The organism is Pseudomonas sp. MF6755, from assembly GCF_016405635.1.
GTDB lineage: Bacteria > Pseudomonadota > Gammaproteobacteria > Pseudomonadales > Pseudomonadaceae > Aquipseudomonas > Aquipseudomonas haemolytica.
Window position 1 is genome coordinate 45,482 of record NZ_JAEKDA010000002.1, and the last position, 15,160, is coordinate 60,641.

At 61.1% G+C, this 15,160-nt stretch carries 15 protein-coding genes; 6 read left to right on the forward strand and 9 right to left on the reverse strand.

Translation table 11 applies throughout. The features are described from left to right. Positions 1-2: 2 nt before the first annotated feature. From flgJ to JFT66_RS02625, 6 genes are all read right to left on the reverse strand, one after another. The gene (flgJ, locus tag JFT66_RS02600; protein WP_420875495.1) at positions 3-1,262 is read right to left on the reverse strand and encodes a flagellar assembly peptidoglycan hydrolase FlgJ; all 1,260 of its coding nucleotides are present in this window, start codon (positions 1,260-1,262) and stop codon (positions 3-5) included. Between the two features lie 10 nt (positions 1,263-1,272). Then, the gene (locus JFT66_RS02605) at positions 1,273-2,361 is read right to left on the reverse strand and encodes a flagellar basal body P-ring protein FlgI (protein WP_161793246.1); all 1,089 of its coding nucleotides are present in this window, start codon (positions 2,359-2,361) and stop codon (positions 1,273-1,275) included. Positions 2,362-2,388: 27 nt separating this feature from the next. After that, complete coding sequence (gene flgH, locus JFT66_RS02610; protein ID WP_005790104.1) at positions 2,389-3,084, reverse strand: flagellar basal body L-ring protein FlgH; 696 nt, start codon at positions 3,082-3,084, stop codon at positions 2,389-2,391. Positions 3,085-3,135: 51 nt separating this feature from the next. Then, a complete protein-coding gene (gene flgG, locus JFT66_RS02615) occupies positions 3,136-3,921 on the reverse strand; it encodes a flagellar basal-body rod protein FlgG (RefSeq protein WP_153838114.1) in 786 nt (261 codons plus the stop codon). A gap of 62 nt (positions 3,922-3,983) precedes the next feature. Then, positions 3,984-4,724, reverse strand: a complete 741-nt coding sequence (locus tag JFT66_RS02620) for a flagellar basal body rod protein FlgF (protein ID WP_034117103.1) — start codon at positions 4,722-4,724, stop codon at positions 3,984-3,986. Positions 4,725-4,988: 264 nt separating this feature from the next. Beyond that, a complete protein-coding gene (locus JFT66_RS02625) occupies positions 4,989-6,551 on the reverse strand; it encodes a sigma-54-dependent phenylalanine hydroxylase transcriptional regulator PhhR (RefSeq protein ID WP_034117104.1) in 1,563 nt (520 codons plus the stop codon). Between the two features lie 256 nt (positions 6,552-6,807). Between JFT66_RS02625 and phhA the strand changes: the two genes are divergently transcribed. From phhA to JFT66_RS02640, 3 genes are all read left to right on the forward strand, one after another. Continuing rightward, a complete protein-coding gene (phhA, locus tag JFT66_RS02630; RefSeq protein WP_034117105.1) occupies positions 6,808-7,599 on the forward strand; it encodes a phenylalanine 4-monooxygenase in 792 nt (263 codons plus the stop codon). A 98-nt stretch (positions 7,600-7,697) separates the two neighbouring features. Beyond that, positions 7,698-8,054, forward strand: a complete 357-nt coding sequence (locus tag JFT66_RS02635) for a 4a-hydroxytetrahydrobiopterin dehydratase (RefSeq protein ID WP_003192995.1) — start codon at positions 7,698-7,700, stop codon at positions 8,052-8,054. Further along, positions 8,054-9,250 (forward strand): amino acid aminotransferase, encoded by a 1,197-nt coding sequence (locus JFT66_RS02640; RefSeq protein WP_034117106.1) that lies wholly within the window; start codon positions 8,054-8,056, stop codon positions 9,248-9,250. Before JFT66_RS02635 ends, JFT66_RS02640 begins: the two co-directional genes overlap by 1 nt. Positions 9,251-9,379: 129 nt before the next feature. Here JFT66_RS02640 and JFT66_RS02645 read toward each other — a convergent pair whose 3' ends face one another. After that, positions 9,380-10,189: a UDP-2,3-diacylglucosamine diphosphatase gene (locus JFT66_RS02645; protein WP_034117107.1), complete on the reverse strand. Its 810-nt coding sequence runs from the start codon at positions 10,187-10,189 to the stop codon at positions 9,380-9,382. Positions 10,190-10,326: 137 nt separating this feature from the next. Here JFT66_RS02645 and JFT66_RS02650 point away from each other — a divergent pair, with 137 nt between their 5' ends. Continuing rightward, positions 10,327-11,076: a helix-turn-helix transcriptional regulator gene (locus JFT66_RS02650; RefSeq protein WP_034117108.1), complete on the forward strand. Its 750-nt coding sequence runs from the start codon at positions 10,327-10,329 to the stop codon at positions 11,074-11,076. A 99-nt stretch (positions 11,077-11,175) separates the two neighbouring features. Next, on the forward strand, positions 11,176-12,057 hold the full coding sequence (locus JFT66_RS02655; protein ID WP_034117109.1) for a DMT family transporter: 882 nt from the start codon (positions 11,176-11,178) through the stop codon (positions 12,055-12,057). A gap of 2 nt (positions 12,058-12,059) precedes the next feature. Here the strand turns inward: JFT66_RS02655 and JFT66_RS02660 are convergent, their stop codons facing one another. Further along, the gene (locus tag JFT66_RS02660) at positions 12,060-12,347 is read right to left on the reverse strand and encodes a SelT/SelW/SelH family protein (protein WP_198858700.1); all 288 of its coding nucleotides are present in this window, start codon (positions 12,345-12,347) and stop codon (positions 12,060-12,062) included. 83 nt (positions 12,348-12,430) lie between these two features. On the opposite strand from JFT66_RS02660, the gene JFT66_RS02665 reads away from it, so the two are divergent. Further along, on the forward strand, positions 12,431-14,620 hold the full coding sequence (locus JFT66_RS02665) for a patatin-like phospholipase family protein (RefSeq protein ID WP_198858701.1): 2,190 nt from the start codon (positions 12,431-12,433) through the stop codon (positions 14,618-14,620). A gap of 52 nt (positions 14,621-14,672) precedes the next feature. On the opposite strand, the gene JFT66_RS02670 is transcribed toward JFT66_RS02665, so the two are convergent. Next, positions 14,673-15,107 carry a MarR family transcriptional regulator gene (locus JFT66_RS02670; protein WP_034117111.1) on the reverse strand — a complete coding sequence of 145 codons (435 nt, stop codon included), beginning with the start codon at positions 15,105-15,107 and terminating at the stop codon, positions 14,673-14,675. Positions 15,108-15,160: the final 53 nt, after the last annotated feature.

Consider the following 15,160-nt stretch of genomic DNA (forward strand, 5'->3'; position numbering starts at 1 on the left):
CCTTATAAATGTGTGGTTGCGCCAGCGGCAGCGTAGTTCTGGTAACTGTTCATGTTTTTTGCAATCTGCGAAATCTTGCTGGCGTAATCCGGGTCGGTTGCATAACCGGCTTTTTGCAACTCGCGTACAAACTGTTCCGGGTTGTCGGCTGATTTCACAACTTCTTTATAGCGATCATGGCTTTGCAGCAATGTCACGAGGTCGTGGAAGCTGTCCTGGTAGGAGCTGTAGGAACGGAACTGCGCCGTTTCCTTGACCATCGCGCCGTCGCGAAACTCGCTGGTGATCGCCCGGGCCTGGCCGCCCTGCCAACTCTGGCCGGCCTTGATGCCGAACAGGTTGTGACTGCTGCTGCCATCCTCGGCGCGCATCACCGATTTGCCCCAGCCGGTTTCCAGCGCGGCCTGGGCCACCAGGTACTTGGGGTCGATACCGATACGCGCGGCGGCCGCCTTGGCCATCGGCAGCATGGTGGCGACAAATTCATCCTGGGAGCTGAAGGCTTTCTTCGCCGGTGCCAGCGGTGGTTGGGCAATGGCGCGGCCATAGACCTGCATACGCCCGCTCGGCACGGCAAAGCTGCGGGCGGTGCTGTTGATCACGTTATCGTCAGCGGCGCTGTTGCGCAGGGGGGCGCTTTTGGCTTCAGCGACCACCTGGTTACTCGGCACGATGCCGGCGAGCAAGCGGTCAGTCAGCTTGCTCGGCAAGGCGATACGGCGCTGGTTCATCAGTTCCATGTCGTTGGTGTGCGCGCTGGCGCCTTCAGGGACCGCCACGCGGTAAGCCCACAATGGGCGCTGGCCGTTGGAGCGGCCCAACGGACCTTCGGCCTGGGTACCCGCAGCAATTTCGGTCGGCACATCGACCTTCTTCAACGGCACGTCCGTCGCCGGGCCTTGCAAGGTGGCGGCCTGGGCCTCCACCGGCTTGTTCTTCTGCATCTGGCGCATCAGCACGTCGGCAAGGCCGATACCGCCGCCTTCGCGGGACATCGAGACCGCCAGTTGCTGGTCGTACATTTCCTGGTATTGCTTGGCCGCCGGGGTGTTCAGCGGGTTGTCCTTGCCCAGGGCGTCGGTGGCCGAGCGCATGGACTTGAGCATCTCGTTCAAGAACAGCGACTCGAACTCCTGCGCCACCTTGCGCATATTGGCGTCGCTGTTTTTGTCGGCGCCGACCTTGAGCTGGTTAAGCCGGTTCAAGTCGGAGTAAGACCCCGAGTCCGCCGTGCTGCTGATGCCGCTCTTGCGCATATCCATGGCCATGGCCTCAGATCACGATCAGGTCGGCTTGCAAAGCGCCGGCCTGTTTCAAAGCTTCGAGGATCGCCATCAAGTCGCCGGGCGCTGCGCCCACCTGGTTCACCGCGCGGACAATCTCGTCCAGGGTGGTGCCGGGGCCGAACTTGAACATCGGCTTGGCTTCTTGCTGGGCATTGACCCGCGAGCGCGGGACCACGGCGGTCTGGCCGTTGGATAGCGGGCCTGGCTGGCTGACAATCGGGTCTTCGGTGATGGTCACCGTCAGGCTGCCGTGGGTCACCGCTGCCGGCGAGACCTTGACGTTCTGGCCGATCACGATGGTGCCGGTACGCGAGTTGATGATGACTTTTGCCACCGCCTGGCCCGGGTCGACCTCAAGGTTTTCCAGGATCGACAGGTAGTCCACGCGCTGGCTTGGGTCCAACGGTGCGGTGACGCGGATCGAGCCGCCGTCGATGGCCTGGGCCACGCCTGGGCCAAGCATGTCGTTGATCTTGTCGACCACGCGCTTGGCGGTGGTGAAGTCGGAGCGGTTGAGGTTCAGGGTCAGGCTGTTGCCCTGGTTGAAGCCGCTCGGCACGGTGCGTTCAACCGAGGCACCACCAGGGATGCGCCCGGCCGATGGCACGTTGACGGTGATCTTCGAACCGTCGCGGCCTTCAGCGTCAAAACCGCCCACCACCAGGTTGCCCTGGGCGATGGCATAGACGTTGCCGTCGATACCTTTGAGCGGCGTCATCAGCAAGGTGCCACCGCGCAGGCTTTTGGAGTTACCCATGGATGAAACGGTGATGTCCACCACCTGGCCCGGCTTGGCGAACGGCGGCAAATCGGCGCTGATCGACACGGCGGCGACGTTCTTCAACTGCACGTTGCCCGAGCCTGGCGGCACCTTGATGCCGAACTGCGAGAGCATGTTATTGAAGGTCTGCAGGGTGAACGGCGTCTGGGTGGTCTGGTCGCCCGTGCCATTGAGCCCCACCACCAGGCCATAGCCGATCAACTGGTTGGAGCGCACGCCGGAAATACTGGCGATGTCCTTCAGGCGTTCGGCCTGGGCCACAGCGCTTAAGGCCAGCAAGAGTGCCGTCGCCATCAGCTGTTTGAAGTTCAAAGTGGCCACCTAGAAAGGGAACAGCGGGCTAAGGAAGAAACGGTCGAACCAGCCCGGCTGACTGGCATCGGCAAACGAACCCGTACCTGAATAGGTGATGCGTGCGTCGGCAATGCGTGTCGAAGGCACGGTGTTGTCGGTGGAAATATCATCGGCACGGACCATGCCGGCAATGCGCACCAGCTCGTCGCCGGTGTTGAGGGTCATCCACTTTTCACCGCGAATGGCGATGATGCCGTTGGGCAACACGTCGGCCACGGTCACGGTGATCGAACCGGTCAGGCTGTTGCCCTGCCCCGCCGCACTCTTGCCGTTGGTGGCACGGTCGCCGCTGTAGCCGGCGTCCAGGCTCAGATCCCCGCCACCCAGAGGGTTGTTGGTATTGAGGCCACCGCCGAACAACGAGGTCAGGCCGATGCTGGTCTTGCTGTTCTTGCCGATCTGCGAGTTGGCGTTCTTGCTGGCCTGGGTCTTCTCGTTGAGGGTGATGGTGATGATGTCACCGACCCGGAACGCCTTGCGGTCGCTGTACAGGTTCTGTTCGAAACCGGCCTGGTAGATCGAGCCATTGTTGGCCGCCGCCGGCAACGGCGTGCGTGGCAATACCGGCGCGTAGTACGGGTCATTGGGCTTCGGCGTCGGGGCGACACAGCCCGCGAGCACGGCGATCCCACTCAGTGCCAAAACAGAAACATAGCGATTCATGACCCTTACCTCATGGTGTTGCAGGCGCCTTCAAGAGCGCCTCAGACTTGATTACAGATTCTGCGTTACGAACGAAAGCATCTGGTCGGCGGTGGAAATCACCTTGGAGTTCATCTCGTAGGCGCGCTGGGTGGTGATCATGTTGACCATCTCCTCAACCGTGCTGACGTTGGAGGTTTCCAGGGTGCTTTGCAGGGTGGTGCCGAAACCGTTCAGGCCCGGGGTGCCGATTTGCGGCGCGCCGCTGGAAGCGGTTTCCAGGAACAGGTTGTTGCCCATGGCCTGCAGGCCGGCCGGATTGATGAAGTCGGCGGTTTGCAGGTTACCGATCACTTGCGACGCCGGGTTGCCGGCCACGGTGATGGACACGGTGCCGTCGTTGCCGACGGTGAAGGTCTTGGCATCAGGCGGAACAACCACCGCGGGCTCCAGGGCGAAACCATTGGCGGTCACGATCTGGCCATTGGAGTCCAGGTGGAAAGTACCGTCACGGGTATAGGACGTGGTGCCGTCCGGTTGCAGGATCTGGAAGAAACCGCGGCCGTTGATGGCCATGTCCAGCGGCTGGCCGGTCTGCTGCAGGTTACCGGCACTGAAGTTCTTCTGCGTGCCAACGATCTGCACACCGGTACCCAGTTGCAGGCCCGATGGCAATTCGCTGTCTTGGGTCGACTGGGCGCCTGGCTGCTTCTTGATCTGGTAGAGCAAGTCCTGGAACTCGGCGCGATCACGTTTGAAGCCCGTGGTCGAGACGTTCGCCAGGTTGTTGGAAATGGTGGTCAGGTTGGTGTCCTGGGCGGACAGGCCTGTCTTGGCAACCCATAGAGCCGGAAGCATGCTGTTCTCCTTCGTGCGCCGCTTGATGGGCGCTACGTTGCAAATTAGTTAATGGGCTTGGATCAGCTCATCTGCATGACGCGAGTCATGGCCTGGTCGTCTTCTTTAGCGCTGTTCATCATCTTGATGTGCAGCTCGAACTGCTTGGCCAGCGCCAGTACCGCAGTCATTTCTTCCACGGCATTGACGTTGCTCGCCTGCAGGAAACCCGAGGTCAGGGTGACGTTTGCGTCGGCCTGGGCCGGCTGGCCATCCTTGGTGTGGATGGTGCCGTCCAGGCCCTTGGTCATGTTCTTGAGGTCGGGCTGGACCATTTTGATACGGTCGACTTCCGCCATCACACGCGGGCCTTCGCCCATGGCGCGGATGCTGATGGTGCCGTCCGAACCCACTTCGATTTTCTGCTGCGGCGGCACGGCAATCGGCCCACCGTTGCCCATGATCGGCATGCCGTTGCCGGCGCGCAGCACACCCAGCGCGTCTACATTCATGCTGGCGCTGCGCACGTAGGCTTCGCCGCCATCGGGGGTCTGCACGGCCATCCAGCCGTCGCCGCTGACCGCCACATCCAGGTCACGGCCGGTTTCGATCATGGCACCGGGGGAAAAGTCAGTAGCCGGCCGTTCGGTCATGGCAAACGCCCGCGCCGGAAAGCTGTCACCGAACACCGGCATCGAACGCGCCTGCTCCAGGTCACGTTGGAAACCGTTGGTGGAAATGTTCGCCAGGTTGTTGGCATGGGCCTTCTGCGCCAGTGCATTCTGGCTGGCGCCGGTCATTGCCACATAAAGGTACTTGTCCACGCTCTTTCCTCTTTCTGACGGACGCTTGCCGCCCACCGCTGTACTGATGAGGCTTAAGCAATTTGCGAACCAACTTTTGAAAAGAGGGTAAAGCCCAGGCGCTACGGGGGGTTGCGGCGAGGTGCGAAGATTTCAGGCGTGAGAGCGAGTCGAAAAAACGGCGGACTACTGCCGCCGGCGGCAATCACCGATCTGGAAAACGACGAAGATCAAATGTGGGAGCAAGGCCCCTCCCACATTTTTTGACCGCGTAGTGTCAGCGAATTATTTATCGGTCTTGAGGATTTCGTGGTCGCGCAACTTGTTGGCGATGGTCGTGTGCGAAACCCGCAGGCGCTTGCCCAACTGACGACTGCTCGGGTGCTCGGCATACAAGGCTTCCAGCACGGCCTTCTCGAACCGTCCAACAATCTCCTCTAACCCGCCCTCCAGCGAAAAATCACCGAGGGGCTGGCGCACGCCGTAATCCGGCAGACGAATATGTTCAACCTTGACCGTCCCGCCTTCGCACAACGACACCGCCTGGAACAACACGTTTTCCAACTGCCGCACGTTGCCCGGCCAGTGGTAGTGGCTGAGGCGATCCATCGCGGCCGGTGCCAGCTTTGGCAGCGGGCAACCTATCTGCCGGCTGGCTTGATCTAGGAAATGTTCAACTAACGGCGCCAACCCATCCAGGCATTCGCGCAACGGCGGGATATGCAACGACAGCACATTCAGGCGGTGATAGAGGTCCTGGCGGAATTCGCCGCGGGCGCACAACTCAGACAAGTCCACCTGTGTCGCACAAATCACCCGCACATCCAGGTACACCTCTTCATCACTGCCGACCCGGCGAAAACAACCGTCCTGCAGAAAGCGCAGCAGTTTGACCTGCAAGCGTGCGCTCATTTCCCCCACGCCATCGAGAAACAACGTACCGCCTGCGGTCAGCTCCAACAGGCCGAGCTTGCCTTCTGCACGTGCGCCTTCAAAAGCCCCAGGGCCGTAGCCGAACAGCTCAGTCTCGGCCATCGACTCGGGCAACCCTGCGCAGTTGAGCGCCATCAGCGGTGACTGCCCACGGGGGCTGGCCAAGTGGCAGGCACGGGCCAGCAACTCTTTGCCGGTGCCGGTTTCGCCTTCTATTAATAGAGGCGCATCCAGCGGTGCCATGCGCCGCGCTTCACGGACCACGGCGGCCATGACTTTGGAGCTTTGGAAAATACTGTCGAAACCGCGCAGCTCTTGCTTGCGCACGTTATAGATACGCTCGCCGACGCGGTCGGCACGGTGCAGGGTGAGCACGGCGCCAGCCATGGCTTCACTGTCATCGTGTTCAGAGGATTGCAACGGCGCGATGTCCGCCAGAAATACGTCACCCTTGACCTTGACCCTCAGGCCATTGATCCGCGACTTGCTGGCGCGTACCAGTTCCGGCAAGTCGAAATCCTCGGCGTAGCGCGACAGCGGGATTCCCGGCACCTCATCCACCCGCACGCCGAGCAACTGCGCCGCCGCGCGATTGGCGGCCACGATAGAACCACCCATGTCGATGGACAGCACCGGAAACTCCAGGGCGCCGAGCAGCGCATTGAGCTCCATATGCCGCCGCTCGCTGGGCATCAGCCCAACCCGCTTGACGCCGAACACTCCGGCAATCGCCTCGAACTGCGGGCGCAGCGCCTGGAACTGCATGTTCACCAGGTTCGGGCAAAACAGGTAGATGGCATTGCCATGCTCGCCGCCGACCTCACCCTTGGCGACGTTGACGCCGTACTCCACCAACAGGTTGAGGATGTCCCGCAGGATGCCGATGCGGTTCTGGCAGTGCACTTTGATACGCATGAAGAGGCTCGAAAAGTAGAGGCGCCGCGTCTTTTTTGCCGTTGGGCGCAGATAGTCGTCAAGATTATGTGACAGGTTGTAGGCTTTTCCCAGCCCACAGTCGGGATTAGTCATGCATCCGTAACGAATACTTTACGATTATCGGTAATTTTTCCTACATACCTGAGTTGCAGGTGGATGGAATCCTGCGCACATCGGGTTATGAATAGTGGCATCGCAGGACATAACAAGAACGAATGCCTAGCAGGAGAGCCGTATGAAGCAGACGCACTACGTGGCCCGCGAGCCCGATGCGCAAGGTTTTATCCACTACCCGCCGGAAGAACACGCGGTGTGGAATACCCTGATCACTCGTCAACTCAAAGTGATCGAGGGCCGCGCCTGCCAGGAATACCTGGACGGCATCGACAAGCTCGGCCTGCCCCTGGATCGCATCCCCCAGTTGGGCGAAATCAACAAGGTGCTGGCCGAAACCACCGGCTGGCAAGTGGCCCGCGTACCGGCCCTGATCCCCTTCCAGACTTTTTTTGAATTGCTCGCCAGCAAGCAGTTTCCGGTGGCGACGTTTATTCGTACCCGTGAAGAACTGGATTACCTGCAAGAACCGGATATTTTCCATGAGATTTTTGGTCACTGCCCACTGCTGACCAACCCGTGGTTCGCAGAATTCACCCACACCTATGGCAAGCTTGGCCTCGCGGCCACCAAGGAGCAACGGGTGTACCTGGCGCGCCTGTACTGGATGACCATCGAGTTCGGCCTGGTAGACACGCCCGAAGGGCGGCGCATCTACGGTGGCGGCATTCTGTCGTCGCCCAAAGAAAGCGTGTATTGCCTGTCGGATGAGCCAAAACACCAAGCCTTCGACCCGCTGGAAGCGATGCGCACCCCGTATCGCATCGACATCCTGCAACCGCTGTACTTCGTATTGCCCGAGCTCAAGCGCCTGTTCGACGTGGCGCAGGAAGACATCATGGGCATGGTCGAGCGCGGTATGGAACTGGGACTGCACGCACCGCTCTTCCCTCCGAAGCCCAAGGCTGCATGAACCTTACGTTTTAAGGCCAGGTGAGTCTGTTCCCTGGCCCCGCGTTGCTTTAGGGTAACGCCACTGACCTTCAAACATTCGAATTCAGGACACCTTCCATGACCACCTTGAACCAAGCCCACTGCGAAGCCTGCCGCGCCGATGCCCCGCAAGTCAGCGATGAAGAACTGCCGGTGCTGATCAAGCAGATCCCTGACTGGAACATCGAAGTGCGCGACGGCGTAATGCAATTGGAAAAGGTTTTCCTGTTCAAGAACTTCAAGTTCGCCTTGGCCTTCACCAACGCCATGGGTGAAATCTCCGAAGCCGAAGGCCATCACCCTGGCCTGCTCACCGAGTGGGGCAAAGTCACCGTGACCTGGTGGAGCCACTCCATCAAGGGCCTGCACCGTAATGACTTCATCATGGCCGCACGCACCGACGAAGTGGCCAAGACCGCCGAGGGCCGCAAGTAATGCATTTCGATGCCATTGGCCGCGTGCCCGGTGACCCGATCCTCGGGCTGATGGACCTGTATGCCCAGGATACCAACCCGAACAAGTTCGACCTGGGCGTAGGCGTCTATAAAGATGACCAGGGCCTGACGCCGATCCCCCACTCGGTGAAGCTGGCGGAACAGCGCCTGGTCGATACCCAGGTGACCAAGACTTACATCGGCGGCCATGGCGACGCAGCCTTCGGCACGTTGATCAGCCAACTGGTGCTTGGTGCCGACTCGGCCTTGCTTCGCGACCGCCGTGCCGGCGCCACGCAAACCCCAGGCGGCACCGGCGCCCTGCGCCTGAGCGCCGACTTTATCGCCCAGAGCCTGCCCGGCCGTGGCGTGTGGCTGAGCAATCCAACCTGGCCTATCCACGAAACCATCTTCGCCAAGGCAGGGCTGAAGGTCAGTCACTACCCTTACGTGGGCAGCGACAATCGCCTGGATGTAGCGGCGATGCTGGCAACCCTGTCCACCGTCCCCAAGGGTGACGTGGTGCTGCTGCATGCCTGCTGCCATAACCCGACCGGCTTCGACCTGTCCCAGGATGACTGGCGCCAGGTATTGCAGATCGTGCGTGAACGCCAGTTGCTGCCGTTGATCGACTTTGCCTACCAAGGCTTTGGCGATGGCCTGGAGCAGGACGCCTGGGCGGTGCGATTGTTTGCAGCCGAGTTGCCGGAGGTGCTGGTCACCAGTTCCTGCTCGAAGAACTTCGGTTTGTATCGCGACCGGGTTGGCGCGTTGATCGTGTGTACCGCGGATGCCGAAAAGCTCACCGATGTGCGCAGCCAATTGGCGAATATCGCTCGCAACCTTTGGTCGACGCCGCCGGATCATGGGGCCGCCGTGGTGGCGACCATTCTCGGTGATACCGAACTGAAAGCGCTGTGGAGCGGCGAAGTCGAGGCCATGCGTTCACGGATCGCACACTTGCGTTCCGGGTTGGTGGAAGCCTTGGCACCCCATGGCTTGGCCGAGAAGTTTGCACATATCGGCGCGCAGCGCGGGATGTTTTCCTATACCGGTCTGAGTGCCGACCAGGTCAAGCAACTGCGCGAGAAGCACAGTGTGTACATGGTCAGTTCGGGGCGGGCTAACGTGGCCGGGGTTGATGCGACGCGGCTCGCATTACTTGCCGAGGCTATTGCCGATGTATCCCACGACTAACTGACGAAGCCGGCACTAAATGTGGGAGCGGGCTTGCTCGCGAATGCGGTGTATCAGTCAATGTATTAGGTGGCTGACACTCAGCATTCGCGAGCAAGCCCGCTCCCACATTTGGATCCAGCCAGACTGCTAGCCCGCGACCATCTCGGCCTTGAGCTGCGCCTCCCTGGCCTGCGCATCCGCCAACCGATACAGCTCAATCTTCCCATCCCAGTGCTCGATCAGCGCCGTGCACGATTCCACCCAATCCCCGCAATTGAGGTAATCCACCTCGCCCACCTTGCGAATCTCGGCATGGTGAATATGCCCGCAGACCACCCCATGCAGTTCACGCTTGGTGACTTCGTGGGCGATCGCTTCTTCGAAATCGCTGATAAAGCTCACGGCGGTTTTCACCTTGTGCTTCAGGTACGCCGACAGTGACCAGTAGCCGTAGCCATAGCGCGCACGCCAATGATTGAGCCAGCGGTTAAGCGTGAGGGTGAATTCGTAGGCCGAGTCGCCGAGGAATGCCAGCCAACGGTGATAGCGGGTAATCACATCGAACTGGTCGCCATGGATCACCAACAAATGCCGACCATCGGCGGTCACATGCACCGCCTCGTCGACCAATTGGATATTGCCCAGGATCAGCTTGGAATAGCGCCTTAAAAACTCATCATGGTTGCCGGTGACATAAATGACTTCGGTGCCGCGCTTGGCCATGGTCAGCAGGCGACGGATCACGTTGGTGTGGGCCTGTGGCCAATACATGCCGCCGCGCATTTTCCAGCCGTCGATAATGTCGCCCACCAGGTAGACCTTATCGGCATGGTAGCCCTTGAGAAACTGTGACAAGTGCTCGGCCTGGCAATCCCGGGTGCCCAGGTGCACATCGGAAATCCACAGGGTACGCACTCTTTGCTTGCGGCTGGGCTTGGTGAACTCGGCACGGGTCATGGGCATCCCTCGACGCTGTTTTCGCGAGCTTGCGCCTTGGCGATTAATAGCCCATGACAGCTGTGCGTCAGTCTGATGACAGCGCCCGTTGCCCGCGAAGCGTTGTAGACTGGCGGCCTGCAGCCCTGGAGACCGCGATGAGCCCGACCCTCACGCTACGCCACTACCTCGAAGCGCCCATCGCCCACAGCCATGACCATGCGCAGTTGGTGTTCGGCCTGTCCGGGCACCTGGACCTGGAAGTCGATGGCCGTGGCAGCCAGGTGCGCGAGAGCAGCGTAATGGTACTGCCCTTCTCAACCCACCACGCCTGCGGCAGCCGCGATGGCAGCCGCTGCCTGGTGCTGGATGTGCCGACCGAGCATTGGGTGCTGCAATCCTTGGGCGAGCATGCCGATGCCAGCCGCCGCTTGCTCGACCAACCGGCACGCCTGGTGCTGGATCCGCGACAAAGCCAACTGGTGCAGTGGCTGGCGCACAGCCCAGTGGACGACCCGCTGATCGTCCAGCAAGGGGCGGTGCTGTTGCTGGCCAGCCTCAATCATCCCCAGGCCCAACTGCTGCCAGGCCGACGCCTGCCTTATGCGGCATTCAACGCGCATATCGAGCGCCATGCTGCGCACCCGTTGCAGGTGGCTGACCTTGCGCGGATTGCCGGGCTTTCCGTGGCGCGCCTGCATGCACGCTTCATGGCGGAATGCGGGCAAACACCGATGGATTATCTACGCAGTCGTCGCTTGCACATGGCGCTGGGGCTTTTGCGCGGAACACCGCTGGCCATTGGGGAGATTGCCGAACGTGTCGGCTACGCCTCGCAAAGCGCATTCAGTGCCGCCATGCTGCGCGAGTTTGGCGCCTCGCCCAATGCCCTGCGTCGGGCGAACTGACAAGAGCCCCGCGCTAAAAAACGCGAGGCCGGCGACAGACGCCCGTGAACCAACCCTCTAGACTGCGAGGCTGTCACTCCCGTTGGTTCAAGGATCACAATGACTCCCCGCTCAGCCCTTGGCGCCCTGCATATCGGCGCATTGATGTTTGGCCTCACCGGCGTATTCGGCAAGCTGGCAGCCGCCTCCCCTGCCATCATCGTGTTTGGGCGCGCCGCGTTTGCCGTGCTTGCCCTGGCGGTATTTGCCCGCTTTGCCAGCAATGCGCCGTGGAAAAAGCTGGAGCTGCGCGACTGGCGCCGCCTGCTGGTCAGCGGCGTGTTACTGGCAGCGCATTGGGTGACGTTCTTCATTGCCGTCAAGGTCGCCGGTGTGGCCGTGGCGACCCTGGGGTTCACCGCCTTCCCGGCCTTTACTGTGATCCTCGAAGGGCTGATCTTCCGCGAGCGCATTCGCGCCAATGAAGTGCTGCTGGTGGCTCTGGTCACCGTTGGCCTGGTGCTGGTCACCCCAGACTTCAACCTCGCCAGCGAGGCCACAAGCGGCCTGCTGTGGGGCATCGCCTCGGGGCTGTTGTTCTCCTTGTTGTCGCTGAACAATCGCGCCAGTGCCGGACGCATTCCAGCGGTACAGGCGGCGCTGTGCCAGAACATCGTGGTCGCGGCCTGCCTGCTGCCCGTGGCCGCGCCGGGGCTGGCAGATGTGCGTGGGATTGACTGGCTGTGGATCGGGCTGCTGGGTGTGTTCTGTACGGGTCTGGCCCATAGCCTGTTTGTCGCCAGCCTCGCGGTGATCAAGGCGCGCACCGCCTCAGTGGTATTTGCCATGGAACCGGTCTACGGCATCACCGTGGCTTGGCTGCTGTTTGCCGAAACCCCTACCTTGCGCATGCTGCTGGGCGGCGCCTTGATCATCGTCGCCATCGTGCTCTCCGGCCTGATGGGCAGCGCCAGCCAGGCCAAACAGCCCACGCCGGTCTGACCTCAAGATGTACGATCGTTATGCCCCAGGTCACGCTGCGGGTCGATATGGTCGCGCACCCGTTGCTTGAGTACTTTGGCTTCCGGGAAGCCGCCATCCACCTTGCGCTCCCAAATCTGCACGCCATTACAGGTGATGCGAAAGGCGCCGCCGGTGGCCGGTTCCAGCGCCACGCGCCCCAGGTCATCGGCAAATGTACTGAGCAACTCCTGGGCCAGCCACGCGGCGCGCAGCAGCCACTGACACTGGGTGCAATAGGTGATAACGATCTCGGGTTTGCTTGCGGACATAATTTAGCGGCTCCTGGCGTAACGGGCTCGGCGGATCGAGTGGCTATAATAGCGGCCTTTATCGCCCAGCCTTGAGATCGATGATGCGCCGCCTGTTGTCCTGCCTGTTCCTGTGCCTGATCCCCCTTCTCGCCGACGCCGTAGAAACGCCACGCCCCAAGATCGGCCTGGTGCTGTCCGGCGGTGCCGCACGTGGCCTGGCGCATATCGGCGTCCTCAAGGCCCTTGAGGAACAGGGCATCCATATTGATGCGATTGCCGGTACCAGCATGGGCGCGGTGATTGGCGGGCTGTACGCGTCGGGCTACAAGATCGACGAGTTGGAGAAGCTGGCGCTGGGTATCGACTGGCAGCAGGCCCTCTCCGACGCACCACCACGCGAAGACGTGCCGTTTCGACGCAAACAGGATGACCGGGATTTCCTGGTCAAGCAGAAACTCAGCTTCCGCGACGACGGCAGCCTCGGCCTGCCGCTGGGCGTGATCCAGGGCCAGAACCTGGCCCTGCTGCTGGAAAGCATGTTTGCCCATAGCAGCAACACCCGTAACTTCGACAAGCTGCCGATCCCGTTCCGCGCCGTGGCCACCGACATTACCACTGGCGAAAAAGTCGTGTTCAGCAAGGGCCACCTGCCCCAGGTGATACGCGCGAGCATGTCGATCCCCGCGGTGTTCGCCCCGGTGGAAATCGATGGTCGCCTGCTGGTGGACGGCGGCATGACCGACAATATCCCGCTCGATGTAGCGCGAGAAATGGGCGTCGACATCGCTATCGTGGTCGACATCGGCACCCCGCTGCGTTCGCGCAAGCAACTGGCGACCGTGGTGGACGTGCTTAACCAGTCCATCACTTTGATGACCCGGCGCAATTCCGAGGAACAACTCAAGGCCCTGAACCCCAAGGACGTACTGATCCAGCCGCCTCTGGCCGCCTATGGCGTGACGGACTTCGGCCGCGCCAAGGACATGATCGATGCTGGCTATCGCGCTACCCGCGCCCTTGATGTACGCCTGGCGCACCTGCGGCCTGCCGAGCCCATCGACCCCGAATTGGTGGCCGCACGCACGCCGGGCGAGCGCACCCCGGTGATCACCGCGATCAGGGTGGAGAATGACTCCAAAGTCAGCGACGACGTGATCCGCTATTACATCCGCCAGGGGCTGGGAGAACCGCTGAACCTGGGCCGCCTGCAATCGGACATGGGCACGCTGTACGGACTGGACTACTTCGAGCAGGTGCAATACCGCGTGGTCAAAAAGGGCAAGGAAAACACCCTGGTGATCAGTGCGCGCGGCAAACGCAGCGGCACCGATTACCTGCGTCTGGGCTTGAACCTGTCGGACGATATGCGCGGTGACAGCGCCTTCAACCTCGGCGCCAGCTATCGCGTGAACGGTATCAACCGCCTCGGTGCAGAATGGCTGACCCGGGTGCAGATCGGTGATCGGCAAGAGCTGTACAGCGAGTTCTACCAACCGATGGACACCGGCTCGCGTTACTTTGTCGCGCCCTATATCAGAGCTGAGGCGCAGAACGTTGAACTGATCCTGGACAACGACCCCATCTCCGAATACCGCCTGGAACGCTATGGTTTCGGCTTGAACGTGGGCCGACAGATCGGCAACAGCGGCGAGATCCGCTTCGGCGTTGGTGAAGCCTGGGGCAAGGCCGACGTGCGTATCGGCGAGCGCGACCTGCCGAGCGTGAGTTTCAGCGAAGGCTTCTATGAACTCAAATACTCCTTCGATTCCTTGGACAACGTGTACTTCCCCCACAGCGGCGAGGACATCGGCCTGGCCTACCGTGAATTCGAACCGGGGCTTGGCTCGGACCAGCGCTACCGTCAATGGGAGTTCAAGCTGGACAAGGCCATGAGCCACGGCCCGGACACACTGATACTGGGCGGTCGTTACGGACGCACCCTGGATAATTCGGATGTGGTGATTTCCAGCTTCCTGCTGGGTGGGGCGCGGCAATTGTCAGGCTTTCGCCAGGATGCGATTTCGGGGCAGAACGTCAGCCTGATGCGCGCGGTGTACTTCCGGCGACTGACCCCGCGGTCGTACCTGCCGCTGGACTTCCCGTTGTACCTGGGCGCCTCAGTGGAACGGGGCCGCGCGTGGAACAACGACAATGAGTTCGATAGCGGCTATATCAATGCGGCGAGTATTTTCCTCGGGTTTGATACGCCACTGGGGCCGCTGAATTTCAGCTATGGGTTCAATGATGATAATCAGAAGGCGGTGTACCTGAACCTGGGCCAGACCTTTTAAACCTCTGCACAAATCAACTGTGGGAGCGGGCTTGCCCCTCCCACATTGGGGATCAGGACTTTTCCAGATTCGCCAAGATGTGTTCATGCACACGCATGCACACCCGCAGCTCCTCCTCATCCACCCCCACGAACAACTCATGGCGCAACGCCGTAGCGATGGTTTCGATCTGGTCGATCAGAGGCCGGGCGGTGTCACACAGCAGGATACGTTTGGCGCGGCGGTCTTCTACCACGGCCTGGCGTTGCACCAGGCCCTGGCCTTCCAGGCTGTCGAGCAGACGCGCCAGGGTTGGCCCTTCCACGCCGACACTTTGTGCCAATTCACGCTGGGTAGGTGCTTCGACAAAACGGGCCAAATGCAACAGCACCAGCCAGCGCGCCTGGGACAAGCCCAGCCCCGCCAAGCGGCGGTCCAGCTCGGCGCGCCAACCTCGGGACATTTGCGCCAACTGCATGCCAAAACGGTGTTGATCGGTTAACGGCATAAAAAACTCATGTTTAAGACTGAAAATAAAGTGTGGCTAATTATTAGTCAGCT

Bases quoted from the DNA above. Each gene is read 5' to 3' on its own strand.
- JFT66_RS02605 (WP_161793246.1), bottom strand. From the start codon at position 2,361: ATGGCGACGGCACTCTTGCTGGCCTTAAGCGCTGTGGCCCAGGCCGAA.
- JFT66_RS02670 (WP_034117111.1), bottom strand. From the start codon at position 15,107: ATGCCGTTAACCGATCAACACCGTTTTGGCATGCAGTTGGCGCAAATG.
- JFT66_RS02650 (WP_034117108.1), top strand. From the start codon at position 10,327: ATGAGCCCGACCCTCACGCTACGCCACTACCTCGAAGCGCCCATCGCC.
- JFT66_RS02625 (WP_034117104.1), bottom strand. From the start codon at position 6,551: ATGCGTATCAAAGTGCACTGCCAGAACCGCATCGGCATCCTGCGGGAC.
- flgH (WP_005790104.1), bottom strand. From the start codon at position 3,084: ATGAATCGCTATGTTTCTGTTTTGGCACTGAGTGGGATCGCCGTGCTC.
- JFT66_RS02635 (WP_003192995.1), top strand. From the start codon at position 7,698: ATGACCACCTTGAACCAAGCCCACTGCGAAGCCTGCCGCGCCGATGCC.
- JFT66_RS02660 (WP_198858700.1), bottom strand. From the start codon at position 12,347: ATGTCCGCAAGCAAACCCGAGATCGTTATCACCTATTGCACCCAGTGT.
- flgJ (WP_420875495.1), bottom strand. From the start codon at position 1,262: ATGGATATGCGCAAGAGCGGCATCAGCAGCACGGCGGACTCGGGGTCT.
- flgG (WP_153838114.1), bottom strand. From the start codon at position 3,921: ATGCTTCCGGCTCTATGGGTTGCCAAGACAGGCCTGTCCGCCCAGGAC.
- JFT66_RS02665 (WP_198858701.1), top strand. From the start codon at position 12,431: ATGCGCCGCCTGTTGTCCTGCCTGTTCCTGTGCCTGATCCCCCTTCTC.
- phhA (WP_034117105.1), top strand. From the start codon at position 6,808: ATGAAGCAGACGCACTACGTGGCCCGCGAGCCCGATGCGCAAGGTTTT.
- JFT66_RS02655 (WP_034117109.1), top strand. From the start codon at position 11,176: ATGACTCCCCGCTCAGCCCTTGGCGCCCTGCATATCGGCGCATTGATG.
- JFT66_RS02645 (WP_034117107.1), bottom strand. From the start codon at position 10,189: ATGACCCGTGCCGAGTTCACCAAGCCCAGCCGCAAGCAAAGAGTGCGT.
- JFT66_RS02640 (WP_034117106.1), top strand. From the start codon at position 8,054: ATGCATTTCGATGCCATTGGCCGCGTGCCCGGTGACCCGATCCTCGGG.